The organism is Micromonospora ferruginea (assembly GCF_013694245.2).
GTDB classification, from domain to species: domain Bacteria; phylum Actinomycetota; class Actinomycetes; order Mycobacteriales; family Micromonosporaceae; genus Micromonospora; species Micromonospora robiginosa.
Genome location: NZ_CP059322.2, coordinates 4,344,159 through 4,357,618, shown reverse-complemented (window position 1 = coordinate 4,357,618; position 13,460 = coordinate 4,344,159). Strand labels below are relative to the sequence as shown.

Here is a 13,460-nt window from a genome sequence, read left to right as displayed (position 1 = left end):
GCGTGGTGTCTGGCGTGCCTTTCGAGCTGAGTCGTTGGTGATATCAGGCGGCGATCGTCCGAGCAGCGGCGTACATGTCGGCGGGCAGCGCATGCCCCAACTCCCAGAGGATCCGCATCGGGCGGTCCCCGCTGTGCTCCCGGTACGTCATCGGCCCGGCATACAGGTACGGCGGCGCACCCAGGTCCCGGTCGGCAACCCGGGACTCCCGCACGAACAGATGCACCGTCGACCCCTGCGCAACGTGGCCGACATACCGCTGCCCGGTCGCCGACGCCGCCGACGTCGTGCTCTGCGACTCCCACTGGAACAGCCGATCCGTGATGGCCCGGTCCGCATACATCGTGGTCGGGGAGTAGTGCTCCGCCGACTTGACCAGCGTGACGAAGAACAGGTCCGCCTTCTCGTCCGGCAGCCACTTCACGCCTTCACGCAACGACCCCGGGTTCGCCATCCCGAAAGCCGCGCATGCCTCGTTCCGGCTGTAGCGAGCGTGCACCCGCAGCGGCACCCGCTCCGAAGCGGGTCGCTCGGTGACCCGGTGAATCCGATCGCGCAGCACCTCGACAACCTGTCGCAGTTCCGCGCACCGTGCCGGCTCCGCCCAGAGCCGCTTGAGCCGCGCGTCGCGCTCGGTTAACGGGGTCGATGGCCCCCACAGGCTGAAGTGCAGCATGTCGAGCAGCCGCCCACCAGCAGGCGATTCACCCGCCGCCACCCGGCCGATGAGATCCAGCCGATCGACGTCGTCCACGTGCAGCATTCGACCAATCGCCCGACCGAGATCGCGATCGTCCGGGCCACCCGGAGCAGCGTCGAGACCGGCAAGGCGCCGCAGCCCCGCCCAACCGCCGACGCCCGCGGAGCGGTACACGTCCTCGATCTCCAGGCCGGTCTCCCGAAGGAACTCGGCAAGGCTCACGTCGCCAAGCTGCCGCAGCTCACCCACCAGCGCGTTCTTCGACGTGGGGAGCGCCGATTTCAGGTTGGCGAGCACGATGTCCTTCGCCACCCGGTCCAGCTCGATGTGGCATCCGCTCGGCAACGACGGGAAGTCCTCCCGGACGGCCGACTCGACGGCCCGCCGGCTCACCCCGGCCAACGCCCGCCACCGCAGGTCGAAGCGGAAGTTGGCGTGCTGCCCGCCGATGAAGTCGAGGACGGTCAGGCACGGCTTGTCGTCGTCCAACCGCAGCCCTCGCCCGAGCTGTTGCAGGAAGATCGTCGCGCTCTCGGTCGGCCGCAGCATGAGGATCGTGTCAACCATCGGCAGGTCGACGCCCTCGTTGAACAGGTCGACCGTGAACAGCACCCGCAGCTCCCGCCTGCGGAACCGGTCGATCAGCGTGTGCCGCTCGCCGCGATCGAGCGTCGACGTCACCGCCGCCGCCGGTACGCCGTGCCGGGTGAACCAGTCGGCCATGAACTCGGCGTGCCCGATGCTGACGCAGAAGCCCAGCGCCCGCATCCGCCCGACGTCAGCGATCCGGTTGACCGCGTGCAGGATCAACCGCGCTCGCGCGTGGTTGCCGGTGTAGACGCCGTCCAGGTCGTTCTTGTCGTAGCCCTGTCCGCGCTTCCAGCGCACCCGCGTCAGGTCCACCTCGTCGTGCAGCCCGAAGTATTGGAACGGCGCGAGTAACTGCCGCTCCAACGCCTCCCACAGGTGCAACTCCACCGACGCGCGGCCGTCGAACCACCGCCGCACGTCGCCGCCGTCGCTGCGGTCGGGCGTCGCGGTCAGCCCCAGGAGTACGCGCGGCCGAAGCCGCTCCAACAACCGCGTGTACGTCGGCGCTTCGGCGTGGTGGAACTCGTCCACGATCACCATGTCGTACGCCTCAGGGTCGATCTCCTGTCGGTGCAGCGACTGGATCGACGCGAACACATGCTTCCAGCCCTGCGGCCGGTCACCGCTGACCAGCGTCTCCCCGAAGGTGCCGTCACCCATCACCTGGCGGAACACCGACCGGCTCTGCCTCAGAATCTGTTCCTGGTGCGCGACGAACAGCAGCGAGTCAACGTGCCCGGCCCGCTGGAGCCGGCGGTAGTCGAGCGCCGCCACCACCGTCTTGCCGGTGCCGGTCGCCATCACCACGAGATTCCGCCAACGCCCGTGCACCAGCCGCTCGGCGTCGAGGTCGTTCAAGACCTCCTGCTGGTACGGGAACGGCCGCACGTCCAGGTTCGCGATCTCGGTAGGTGCCTCGTCGGTGCGTTCCCCGCGCAGCGCGACGCGCAGCCGCTCGGCGTCCTGCGCCGGGTCGTACGTCTCGAACGCCGAGTCGTTCCAGTAGTCGGCGAACGTCGCCTCGAACGTGTCGATGACGTGCGGCTGCTCCAGGTTCGAGATGCGGACGTTCCACTCCACGCCGTCGACAAGCGCGGCCTTCGACAGATTGGACGAGCCGACGTACGCGGTGGTGGTGCCGTTGTTGCGGCGGAACAGCCACGCCTTCGCGTGCAGGCGGGTGGTCCGGGTCTCGTAGGAGACCTTGACCTCGGCGCCCAGCTCGGCGAGCCGGTCGAGCGCCCGCTGGTCGGTGGCACCGAGGTAGGTCGTCGTAATGACACGGACCCGACCACCTCGGGCGATGAGTTCGGTAAGCGCCGGCTCGATGATGCGCAGCCCGTGCCACTTGATGAACGCGCAGAGCAGGTCGACAGCGTCCGCCGAGGCCATCTCGTGGCTGACCTCGTGCCCGATCCGCGGTTGGTGCCGACCGTTGACCAGGAGCGCGCCGGTGGAGAGCGGCGTGGAGGGACGGATCGGAAAGACCGGTGCGGCCGGTGGGATGGGCGGGGCTGCGATGGCGTGCAGCAGGCGTAGAGCATCTGTCACCTGGTCGTCAGCGGTGACGGCGCGTGGCTCGGCCTGGGCGATGTGCGCGGCGATGCGATTCGCCAGGTCGACCTGGCGGGCGAGCTTGTGCTCACCGCCGCCGACCGCGAGCAGCGCCCGCCGCGCGAGAGCAGCAAGGTGGCGTGCAAGCACGTCGTGCGCATCGGCGGAATTCAAGGTAGACCGCTGAATGACGGCAGGCCCCACCTCCAGGAGGTCAAGGCATGCAGCGATGTCAGCAGTTATCAGGTGTTCATAGATGCCGTAGCCAAGATCCTTCACTCCCTGCAACGTACTCACTTCGCTCCTTCACGCAGGTCGCGGGACCCTCCGATTTTTGTCGGGTGCTTGACAGTTGCGGCTGGCTGCGTGTTGATCAAGTGGATCTGCTGGACCTCTAGCCCCACCCGGCAGCCCGCCTCCTTGCCGTCGAGCAGCCATCTAAGCAGCCGAAACGCACTTCGTCGATAAGTTATGCATCCACGTTGATCGATTGATCAGGATGTGATACCGCATCGCGGGGTCTCAGGATGAGACGTGTGCGCCTCCCTGTCTGCCGTGTCTCCCTGTAGCCTGCCGAACACACTACTGAGAGGGGGCCGAGGTTGCATGTGTAAGGCACCGTTGGCAGTCAGTGGATGCAAGGTGAGGGCTGTCGCTGTTAGACGTCGCTTCGTGGGAACCGAACGGGGCCAGCGGCGGGCTTACTGAACATCGATAGCCACCATTCCCAGCGTGTCCGAGTCTATCGATTCGCAGAACGAGAAACTATGACGGGCCCTCCAAATAGATCTGAATGGCGGTAAAGAACGTATGCATCTGTTGTTTTTTGGCTATAGCGCTCGCCCCCCTGTCTTAAGCGAAACGATTCGAGAGGTCGCCTTTAATCTAGGATTGGGAAGCAGCAAGACGCATTCCGTTACGTGGGAAGATCTGATGGTGGATGGACGATTAATCGTCCATGAAGTCGAGAAAGCTATTGACAGCTGCACCTTTGGTCTTTTCGATCTCACAACCCTAAGTGCCAACGTGCTGTTTGAGCTAGGGTTGGCGATCGGAAAGCGTAAGCGAGTTGCGATTCTAATCGATGGGCAAGATGCGCACGCAGTGAAGGAGCTTCGAGCTTTTGCGCTACTTACCACGACTGGCGCAACGTCTTATCGCAACGCCAGCGATCTAACCAAAACCGTGCAGCGCTTGGTGGCGGAACCTTCTCTGCCTCTCTGGTATGACCTGACCGGAGGGGCGGAAATACCCCCGCCGGACGGTACCAAGTTATTCTACATGCCAAGCTTCAAAGAGGATGAGCCGAGCAGGCGCCTTTCTCGAGTCCTCGATGCATATGATAAGTTCGATGTGCAGACTGTTGATTTCGAGGAGTATGGCAGTGCTCCTTTAGCCTGGTTTGCGGAGGAGCTCTTTACCTCACAATTTGCAGTGTTCCATATGACGCCTGAGCGTGCGTTCCTTTCGACCACGGCGAATGCACGCGTTTCGCTGCTTGCAGGTATAGCTCGCGGGCTAGGGCGCGAGATTCTGATTGTTTTCGAAGACGGTGCGGATATGCCACTTGATTACCGCGACCTGGCGTTGCATTATCGCAACGCTGCAGACCTAGAAAAGCGTGCCATTCAGTGGATAGAGGGCCTCAGATCGCCCGCCCATAAAGCGCCTACACGCGTACGCCAACACTTAAGTGTTGAGTTGGCTGCGCTCCGATTCGGCAATCACGTTGCCGAGAGCGACCAAGATGGTCTAGATCAGTATTTCGTAGAAACGCGTGATTTTAGAGATGTTGTCGAGGCTGCCGCTACGATCTTCACCGGCAAGAAGGGAACCGGTAAAACGGCGAACATGCTGCAAGCGGCAGAGGCTCTACGGGACGATGCAAGAAATTTAGTTTGCGTTATTAAGCCGGCTAGCTACGAACTTGAAGCGCTGCTCGAGGTTCTTGCAAAGGTTGAATCTCGACATCTTGGCGACTACCTTATCGAAGGTCTGTGGAAATATCTGCTTTACACAGAAATCGCGGCACGAGCCGTTGACGAAGCGGAGAAGCGTCCGGCTGGGGTGCCGACTGGCTCGGCGATGGATCAGCTGAGGGATTGTCTCACGCAGAGCCATCGCGGGGTTGACGCGAGTTTTTCTATTCGCCTCGAACGTCTAGTTAAATCGCTGGAAAGCACCCTCTCGGGTGGAGTTGACGAAAGGGATGTTGAGGCATCACGGAAAATAGTTAACGCGGCGCTTTATGGCGATACGCTGCGTACATTGCGGACTCTTATTGGGAAGGCTCTTGCCGATCGAAACCGGATCGCAGTATTAGTTGATAATCTTGACAAGGCGTGGCATAGGGGCGCCGATTTAGAGATGCTTTCGCGATTGCTCCTAGGTTTGCTGACCGTAGTGGGCCGTGTGGTTGATGAGTTCAAGAAAGAGACTTCGCGGAAGCTTAGTGTCAATGTAACGCTTACGGTCTTCCTGAGAAGCGACATCTACGCCCATGTGAGAGATAACGCTAGGGAGCCAGACAAGATCAGTACGACTGAGATCGAGTGGCGGGACACCGAGCTGCTGGCGCGAGTCTTGGAGGATCGGTTTCTCGCTTCGCGGCCGAATGCGCGTAGCGCAAGCGAGCTATGGGAGAGCGCGTTTGTAGAGTCTGTAAAAGGCATGTCGGCGCGAAATTATCTACTTTCTAGGGTGCAGCCGCGTCCAAGAGATCTCGTTTTCTTCGCAAACGCGGCAGTCCTTCGGGCAACGAATGCAAAACATCCAAAAGTCCAGGAGTCGGATATTCTGGAGGCGGAAGCGACCTACAGCACCTTCGCCTTCGAGGCGTTATTGGTGGAAGGTGTGGCGGCTGAGATGGATTTAGAGCCAATTCTGATCGAGTTTGCTGGAGAAGGTTCTATCATCACGGAGCCGCAGCTGAATCGGATCTTGAAATCAGCAAGTCTGCCAAGGGAAAAAGGGGATGTAGTACGCGTCTTGCGAAGGTTGGGATTTCTAGGGATCGAAACCAGCGATTCAACATTTGATTACGGAGGTACGGAGGGTGAGATGAGGAGAGCGGATGTACTGGCAAGGAAGCTTGCGAAAGCCTCTAGAAAAAGCAAGAGATTCCAGATCCACCCGGCTTACCGTCCATACTTGGAGATTGAAGAGTAAGCAGGCTGCACCCTACCATACGATAGCCATTAAGCCTACATAGGTGAGCGCGAATAAAACTGGTACGATCTGTTCAACTTGGCTTATCGGCCAATAAACTCGCTTGTCACGGCCGCTTCCTAGCGCCGCCCATTCCGCTTTCCAGTATGGGGAGGCAGGCAGGTGTTCTTCCAATGCACCGATCACTCTATACTTGGCCGAATTTAGCTGTTGGTACGACCGCAAGATGGCAAACCATGCACCCGTCTGTGTCAATAAGACAATGAGAAGCAAGTAGAGTGCGGCTTTTGGTCGTTCTTTTAGTGATTCACTTAAAATGGTTCCGAGCGATGCGATGGCTGTGTTTAGGGTAAGGAAAAAAGTATTCGTTAGACCTCGGCGACTAGAGAGTCGGTCAGCCATTTCGACATACAGCTTGTACTGCTCAAGGATGGCTTGACTAACACTGTCTGGGCGTTTCGTGGCATCTTGGGGAGCTAGCAATTTGGCACGAATTTGGTCCATATCTACCCGGCGGCGCGCTATTGGGTTGAGTTTCGATGGCAGCGATCGTGGCATTCACCCATTGTCGTACATCGAGCTGTGCCGCCGCTAGATCGGTCACCAAGTAAACCGAGAACATGTAAGGGTGCTGTGGCTCCCATGGGGCGGTCAGCTTTAAGGGTTCGATTTCGGCAATCTCGATCAATCGTGATAGTGGACGTGGTTGGGCCGCCTTCCTCGCCTGACCGGCAACGTCTACCAGCGCTGCTGGGGCGATTAGCGAAAGTGCGCGGAAGGGTTAACTGCACCCGACTTGGCTTCCGCGCTTTGGAGGGTTGACCGTCTCGTTTGCCTTGAGGTAAAGGGCGAGGATGTCCCCGGTGAGCGCTGGGGAGACGGCGAGCGTAAATTTAGAGTGCCAACCATGGGATGTGCCGTCCCCATCAACCACTTCGGCCCCTGCTTCTCGGGCGATTAAAGTGCCGGCCGCGACATCCCATGGGTGGTTCGAAAGTGTCAGGGCAGCATCCAACCGACCTTGCGCAAGCCAAGCCAAATCGAGCGCAGCGCTGCCCGTCATGCGGATGCGGTAAGCCTTAGATGCTAGCTGGGCGGTTAGTGCAAGCCGTAATCTGTTTTTGGCATCAGCGTCAGGTTCAGTCGCGTAGTCGCCGATTGCAACAATAGCGTCCCTTATGGCATTCGTGCTGCTGACTTTAAGGTGCTTCCCATTCGCGTAGGCGCCGCCCCCCTCCACGGCGGCGTACAGAGAGTGCAGGAATGGCAGGTGGATAATTCCAAGTACGGGATGCCGCTTATATGCGAGGGCGAGCGAAACGCCGCATAGCGGTAAGGCGCGGACAAAATTTGCGGTGCCATCGATGGGATCGAGAATCCACTGGAGCTCGGTCGGTCCTGACATGCCGTATTCCTCGCCGAGGAAACCGATCTCCGGTGTCTCAGTAGCTAGGAAAACGCGAGCGTCGTGCTCGATAGCAAAGTCGAGTTCGGATGCTACATCACGGTCGCCCTTGAAGGTGAGGGATCCGGGTGACCCATGCCGCATCGCGTCGGTTGCGCGTCGGACCGCTTCAGTAGCGATGGGCAATAGGTCATTGTAGCTACTCATAGCGTACGTCCTTGCTGCCAATCCGACTCGAAGACCTGCTCAAATACCTCATACAGGCCAGCCTGGCGGACATCTTTCCCGATAACGAAGGCGGGTGAGTCTACGCCCCGGCTATCGCTGAGGTACGGCTGGGTCACGCACTGATCATCCACGATAAGGATGTTGAAGCGAAGGGTCTGATCGTAGGTCGCTAGCTGCATCTGACTCTGAAGCTCTGATGGCAGGCGATCGCGAACTCGCAGCAACGTGTCCATGTTGAGCTTGGTCAGCGCTGTGAGCTGCCCAGGTGGAAACGCTTCTTCTGTCTCGCGTGCTTGGATGGCCGAGCCGGCGGGGTCGAGAAACAGGCAACGAACGCGAGCGCCAGCTGTCACCAGAGTCTGCCAGTGGCGGTCCGCGTAATCCTGACAGAGCACGTTGAGGGACAAGCCCATCGCTCGAACGCTACGAGCACCATCGAGCAACCGATCTGCCGGTAGCCGGGCAGTGAGCTGAGATCGGCTCGGGTAAACCGCGGTCAGGCCGCCAAACCTGTCGGGCGATCGGATATCCGAACCGCGCAACACATCGAGTGCTAAGAGGACATCGCCAGGCGGCGTGTCCGTCGTCTCCCAGCCGGCGACCGCCTCGGCGCGAGGGGTCCAGCCGAGGACACCGCCGAGGACGCTGGCGAATGCGTCCGGCGAGAGGCCGGCGGATCGCCGAGTATCGGCTAGGCGCTGTCGGGCTATCGTTGCAAGGTCGGAGAAGGTTTCCGTCGCGACTGGGTGTCCCATGCTGCTCCGCTGCGTCGACGTGAAGCGATTGCGCACATCTTCTGTCGCTTTGCTGAGTGCCGTATCGAGTGCCGCCTGCATCTCAGGACGCGGACAAGTGGTCTCCTGCCCAGCCTCCCACTTCGAGACGGTGCGTTCGGCGACGCCGAGGTGCGCGGAGAAGTCGCGAATGCTCATCCGCAAGGCCTGACGCAACGCCCGGGTTTCCCGTCCCGTCCACCTCTGCACGGTCGTCGTCATCGTGCCGTCCTCGATCAGGCCTGAGTCAGTACCGAGGCAGCGTAGCGCTCGACGGTGCAGCGTAGGTACCGGCAAAGTGCAGAGCGTAGTCATGTTGTGGCCCCAACAGGTTGCCGAGGCTTGTCGCATGGCCCGGGGCGGGTGCCGGGCTCCGGCCGGTGTCGCGTCCCCGATCGCGGCGACCCGCCGACCCCGCCCGCCCCGGCGCCACCCCACGACACCCGCACCCGGAGGCGCCCACCGATGTCCGCCGTACTCACCGACTTCCCCGTCCTCACCCCGGTCACCGACGAGGACCTGGTCCTCGCCGCGCTGGCCGTGCGCGTGCACGTGCCGGAGCGCTGGCCGCAGGGCCCGCTGTGCCGCAGCGAGCGCGTCCCGTACCCGTGTCGCCTGGCCCGCTGGGGGCACGGCACGTTGCGCGCGGCCGGTTTCGGCGCGGACGCGGCGCCGTGACCGAGGAGGCGGCCCGGTTCTGGGCGGCGGTCGAGGACCGCTGTCCGGGGTTGCTGCCGGAGCGGGACGCGCCGCTGTTGCACGCGTCGCTGTCGCGGTTGCTGGAGGGCGGTGACGACCGGGCCGGGCGGCTGGCGTTGCTGCGGGCGCTCGGGTGCGCGTACCGGAGTTTCGGTCTGCGGCCCTGGCACGCGGCGGCGGTCGGCGACGCGCTGCTGCCCGCGCCGGGTCTGGGCTGGTGGCGGGCGTGGCGGCTGGTGGAGCGGGCCGCCGCCCGGGTGGGTGACGGGCCGGCCTGGTGGCCGGTCGAGGTGGTCGACCACGACCGCGCCGCCGACACGATCGCCACGGTGACGGTACGGCCGTGGCGGCGGCTGCCGCACCGCGCCGGCCAGGCGGTGCCGGTGTGTACGTCGCGCCGGCCGGGGCGGTGGCGGTGGCTGTCGCCGGCGAACGTGCCGCGGGCGGACGGGACGATCGAGTTCCACGTCCGGGCCGTCGGGGCCGTCTCCCGGAGCCTGGTCCACGAGGTACGCCCCGGCGAGCTGTTGCACCTCGGCGCGCCGCTGGACTCCGGGGTGGAATTGGTCGACGGCGGTGACGATCTGCTGCTGGTGGCCGGCGGGACCGGGCTGGCGCCGTTGCGCGCCCTGGTGGAGCAGGTCGCCGCCGCGCCGGTCGCCCGGCGGGTCACCTTGATCGTCGGCTCCCGCACGTTCGCCGACCTGTATGACGCGATCGCGCTGGACGATCTCCAGCAGGCGCACGACTGGCTGAGCGTGGTGCCGGCGTTCTCCGACGACCCGGAGGCCGCGCCGGCCGAGCGGGGCACGGCGGTCGCCCTGGCGACCTACCACCACCGGGCCGGTCAGCACGTGCACGTGTGCGGGCCGCCCGCGATGCTCGCCGCCGCGCGCCGCTGGCTGAGCATCGCCGGGGTGCCCGCCCAGCGCCGGCACCTGCCGGTGATCGGGGACCGGTGATGGCCGTCTACCGCAGCTCGCACGCCCTGGTCGGGCCGCTCACGCCGGGCCGGGTCGAGGCGGTCGAGTTGCCGTTGACGTCGCGGCTGCGGCGCGGCTACCGCACCGAGGACGTGGACGCTCTCCTGCACCGCCTCGCGTACGAGCTGGCCGAGCGGTCGCGCCGGCTCGGCATGGTGAGCGCCGAGAACCGCCGGATCAAAACTGCGTTGCGCAATTGGCAGTCGGAGCGGGTCAACGTTGGAAATTCCACCGATTGAGCGGCGGCGAGAATATCGGTATGGCGACAGGCTGCGTCCCACGCGGGGGGTGGTGATCAGGGAAGACGCTTTCCTATTCTGCTTGGACAGAGGAAGTCATCAATGTCCGACGGGGGTGTGGAATGACTTTTTCCCGCGCGTACCGAATGGTGGTGGCCGCCGTCCTCGGCGGTGCCCTGATCGCCGTCGCCGCGCCCGCGCAGGCGGTGGCCGCCGCGCACCGCGAGCTGACCGACTACCTGGCGGCCCACCCTGGCGGGGTGCCGGTCACCGCCAACGAGATCAGCTACGGCGACGGCGCGTTCCTGGTCACGCTGCGCGCCCCGGCCGGCGTCCACGCGGTGGCCGACTGCCCGCGCGGCTGGTTCTGCTTCTACGACCGGCCCGACTTCGGCTATCCCCGGGGCAAGCTCTCCGACTGCGGCCGGCAGAACCTCGCCACCTGGCAGTGGCAGTTCCGGATCGGGTCCGCCCACTACAACATGTCCAGCGGGAAGGCCACGTTCTCCTACAACGACACCGCGCTGTTCACCGTCGGGGTCGCCAGCCCGGTCCGCACCGACGCCGCGCCCTGGCGGGACTGGGCCAACTACGTCACCCGTCGCTGCTGACCGTCGCCGGGTCCCCGCACGGCGCCTCCTCGATCGTGTCGGTGCGGGCGCTGTCCAGGAACAGGTAGTAGGCGAGCAGGGTGTCGTCGGCGCTGGTCTTCACGTGGCTGAGCAGGCGGCCGGTGTCCTCGTCGAAGAGGAGCGTCTCCCACTGCCCGGCGGCGTTGCGCGCGCTGACCGCGTAGCCGTAGCGCTCGGCGCGGTCGCCGTAGCGGCCCCCGTCCACGATGCCGTCCGCCTCCGCGAGCCACCGCAGCAGCGCCGCGCGCTGCCCGGCCGTCAGCGGCCGGAACTGGTACATCCAGGCGACCGTCTCCAGCATGCCGGCCGCGTTGCGCAGCGCCGGCGGCTTCGCGCGCAGCAGCACGTCCATCTGCCGGCGCAGCTCGGTCAGGTCCGCCGACGGGTCCGGGGGCACCGCCCGCAACTCACCCCGGTCGTAGCGGGCCTCCTGCGCCCGGGAGCGCCGGCCGTCGTCCACGTCGTGCACGGTACGGCGGCCCGAGCGCTCCCGGGTCCACCACAGCCGCTCCTCCTGGTAGCGCATCAGGTCGTCCGAGCCGAGCGCGAGATCCTCCGGCGACCACACGCGCAGGCAGGTGAACGCGTACCGGCCCCGGCTCGGCGGCTCCGCCATCCGCTGGACCCGCTCGGCGATCTGGACGAGCTTCGCGCCCGGATCCAGCGGTTCCGACGGCACCGGGCCACGGTCGCCGCTGCGGCTCGACGGCGGCGTCTCGGTGCGGCTGGACGGCGGCACCGCCACCGGCGGCCGGACGTCCCGGTCCGACGCGCTGCCGGGCACGAGCTGCGCCACCAGGCTGCCGCCCAGCGCGGCGAGAACCGCCATGGTCAGCCGGCGTCGGCCGGTGCCGCCCGCCGGCCGTCCCACCCAGCGGCGCAACACCGCGCCGGGCCGGGACACGGCGGCGTACCGGCCGCGGTTCCGGTGCGCCACCGGCCCGCCGGACCCGTCGGGGTCGACGCCGGCCGGGGTCGCGTTGCGCGGAAGGCCGGTGCCGGCCCGGTGCCGGCCCGGCCCGGCGGTCCCGTGCCACCGGTCCGTGGCCCGGTCGACGTGCGCCGTCAGGTCGAGGACCGGCGTCTGGTCGAACCGCGTGTCGGCGTCGACCGCCAGCTCCGCGTGGATCGCCTCCGCCGCGTACGCGGCCAGCCGGAAGCACCACCAGCGGCCCTCGCGGTCGAGGTTGTCGTAGGTGACCGCGGTGAGCGCCTGGGCGAGCAGCGACAGCCGGTACTGCGTACCCCAGTCCTCGCGCCAGTTTCCGGACGCGGCGTACCGCGCCCCCTCCTCGTGGGTGAGCCGCACCAGCTCGGCGAGCGCGGGCGGCAGGCTGCTCGGCGCCGGCCGGTCCGGGTCGACCAGGTAGTCGAGCAGGGCGACGGCCTGCTTGCGCGGCAGGCCGTCCGGCCGGTCCCCGTCCGGGCCGGGGCGGGGCGCCACCCACCGGAGGACCGTGGAGACCAGCAGCGTCACCAGGTCGCGGGTCAGCGGCGCGGCGCTCTCGTAGCGGTCCAGGTCGACCATGGTGAACGTCTCCGGGCGGACGGTGCCGTCGCGCCGGGCGGCGAAGAGCAGGTTGCCGCCGTGCAGGTCGCCGTGGCTGAAGCCGTGGACGTACTCGATCTCGACGTCACCGACCGGCCCGCCGGCCTCGGCCAGGCGCAGCGGGTTGGGCCGCCGGCGACCGTCGACGTCCAGCCAGTCCCGGTCCAGGTCGTCCCGCCCGAGCCGGCCGGCCTTGGCGGCGACCTCCCGCAGCGCCCCGGTCGCCGTCAACTCGCGCCGGACGTACTCCCGCACGGTGGTGGTGGCGGTCGGCGGCCCGGCGGGCTCGGTCACGCCGTTCCAGTCGTGCAGCAGGATGCCGGCCACCGTGCGGTAGGCCACGACGAGGTGGTCGTCGTCCTCGACCTGGTCCAGGGTGCGGACCGCGTCACCGCCGTTGGCGAGGTCCTGGAAGGACAGGTGCCGGTCGTCGTCCACCGGGTAGCCGCCGAAGTGCGGCTTGACCATGTGCCGCTCGGCGAAGCCGGGCGCGTCCCGCTGCGCCTGCTCGTGCCGGCGGGCGCCGGACGGGCCGTCGCCGCCCGCCGGGTGCACCTTCACCAGCAGCTTGCGGCTGCCGATCCGCCCCGGGCCCGCCGGACTGTCCAGCTTGACGACGAAGAGGTACGCGTCGGTGTAGCCGCGCATCGGGCCCTTGCGCGACAGCACCCGGACGGTGCCTCGGTCGGCTGCCCATCGCCGCAGCGCGTCGCGCACGCGGTCGTCCTGCCTGAGCCACTCTGGTGTGGCGCCCGGACCATCGTCCATGGTGGTCGTCGAACCTTCGGCGAAGAGGGATGTCGGAGGTGCTGAGGGGGGTGCGACGGCTCAAGCTACCCCAACTCCCGGCGAAGCAGTTACTAATTCGCGCCTCAGGATGAAGCCCTACTTATCGGTAGTTCAAAGATCACTTAGAGGTTGTCCTGGATCACGAGAAGT

The 13,460-nt window shown here is 65.5% G+C and carries 10 protein-coding genes; 5 read left to right on the top strand and 5 right to left on the bottom strand.

Going from position 1 to position 13,460, the window contains the following annotated elements; all coding sequences use genetic code 11:
- Positions 1 to 43: 43 nt before the first annotated feature.
- Positions 44 to 3,076 carry a DEAD/DEAH box helicase gene (locus H1D33_RS18905; protein ID WP_414685548.1) on the bottom strand — a complete coding sequence of 1,011 codons (3,033 nt, stop codon included), beginning with the start codon at positions 3,074 to 3,076 and terminating at the stop codon, positions 44 to 46.
- 579 nt (positions 3,077 to 3,655) lie between these two features.
- Here H1D33_RS18905 and H1D33_RS18900 point away from each other — a divergent pair.
- Positions 3,656 to 6,013: a P-loop ATPase, Sll1717 family gene (locus H1D33_RS18900; protein WP_181571884.1), complete on the top strand. Its 2,358-nt coding sequence runs from the start codon at positions 3,656 to 3,658 to the stop codon at positions 6,011 to 6,013.
- A 12-nt stretch (positions 6,014 to 6,025) separates the two neighbouring features.
- Here the strand turns inward: H1D33_RS18900 and H1D33_RS18895 are convergent, their stop codons facing one another.
- From H1D33_RS18895 to H1D33_RS18885, 3 genes are all read right to left on the bottom strand, one after another.
- Positions 6,026 to 6,571, bottom strand: coding sequence for a RipA family octameric membrane protein (locus H1D33_RS18895; RefSeq protein ID WP_220138749.1), 546 nt, complete (start codon positions 6,569 to 6,571; stop codon positions 6,026 to 6,028).
- 223 nt (positions 6,572 to 6,794) lie between these two features.
- Positions 6,795 to 7,625: an inositol monophosphatase family protein gene (locus H1D33_RS18890; protein WP_181571885.1), complete on the bottom strand. Its 831-nt coding sequence runs from the start codon at positions 7,623 to 7,625 to the stop codon at positions 6,795 to 6,797.
- The gene (locus H1D33_RS18885) at positions 7,622 to 8,641 is read right to left on the bottom strand and encodes a DUF5919 domain-containing protein (RefSeq protein ID WP_181571886.1); all 1,020 of its coding nucleotides are present in this window, start codon (positions 8,639 to 8,641) and stop codon (positions 7,622 to 7,624) included. Before H1D33_RS18885 ends, H1D33_RS18890 begins: the two co-directional genes overlap by 4 nt.
- Before the next feature lie 243 nt (positions 8,642 to 8,884).
- Here H1D33_RS18885 and H1D33_RS18880 point away from each other — a divergent pair, with 243 nt between their 5' ends.
- The 4 genes from H1D33_RS18880 to H1D33_RS18865 all read left to right on the top strand — a co-directional run bounded on the left by H1D33_RS18880 (position 8,885) and on the right by H1D33_RS18865 (position 10,951).
- Positions 8,885 to 9,097, top strand: coding sequence for a hypothetical protein (locus tag H1D33_RS18880; protein WP_181571887.1), 213 nt, complete (start codon positions 8,885 to 8,887; stop codon positions 9,095 to 9,097).
- Positions 9,094 to 10,080 carry a ferredoxin reductase domain-containing protein gene (locus tag H1D33_RS18875; protein ID WP_246412014.1) on the top strand — a complete coding sequence of 329 codons (987 nt, stop codon included), beginning with the start codon at positions 9,094 to 9,096 and terminating at the stop codon, positions 10,078 to 10,080. The genes H1D33_RS18880 and H1D33_RS18875 overlap by 4 nt, the downstream gene beginning before the upstream one ends.
- Positions 10,080 to 10,340 (top strand): DivIVA domain-containing protein, encoded by a 261-nt coding sequence (locus tag H1D33_RS18870; RefSeq protein ID WP_181571888.1) that lies wholly within the window; start codon positions 10,080 to 10,082, stop codon positions 10,338 to 10,340. Before H1D33_RS18875 ends, H1D33_RS18870 begins: the two co-directional genes overlap by 1 nt.
- A 122-nt stretch (positions 10,341 to 10,462) precedes the next feature.
- Positions 10,463 to 10,951: a hypothetical protein gene (locus H1D33_RS18865; RefSeq protein ID WP_181571889.1), complete on the top strand. Its 489-nt coding sequence runs from the start codon at positions 10,463 to 10,465 to the stop codon at positions 10,949 to 10,951.
- Here H1D33_RS18865 and H1D33_RS18860 read toward each other — a convergent pair.
- Positions 10,935 to 13,238: a hypothetical protein gene (locus H1D33_RS18860; protein ID WP_181571890.1), complete on the bottom strand. Its 2,304-nt coding sequence runs from the start codon at positions 13,236 to 13,238 to the stop codon at positions 10,935 to 10,937. The two genes, H1D33_RS18865 and H1D33_RS18860, sit on opposite strands and share 17 nt — an antisense overlap.
- Positions 13,239 to 13,460: the final 222 nt, after the last annotated feature.

Coding starts and splice junctions, on each gene's coding strand:
- H1D33_RS18900 (WP_181571884.1), top strand. CDS start 3,656: ATGCATCTGTTGTTTTTTGGCTATAGCGCTCGCCCCCCTGTCTTAAGC.
- H1D33_RS18865 (WP_181571889.1), top strand. CDS start 10,463: ATGACTTTTTCCCGCGCGTACCGAATGGTGGTGGCCGCCGTCCTCGGC.
- H1D33_RS18885 (WP_181571886.1), bottom strand. CDS start 8,641: ATGACGACGACCGTGCAGAGGTGGACGGGACGGGAAACCCGGGCGTTG.
- H1D33_RS18890 (WP_181571885.1), bottom strand. CDS start 7,625: ATGAGTAGCTACAATGACCTATTGCCCATCGCTACTGAAGCGGTCCGA.
- H1D33_RS18870 (WP_181571888.1), top strand. CDS start 10,080: ATGGCCGTCTACCGCAGCTCGCACGCCCTGGTCGGGCCGCTCACGCCG.
- H1D33_RS18895 (WP_220138749.1), bottom strand. CDS start 6,571: ATGCCACGATCGCTGCCATCGAAACTCAACCCAATAGCGCGCCGCCGG.
- H1D33_RS18880 (WP_181571887.1), top strand. CDS start 8,885: ATGTCCGCCGTACTCACCGACTTCCCCGTCCTCACCCCGGTCACCGAC.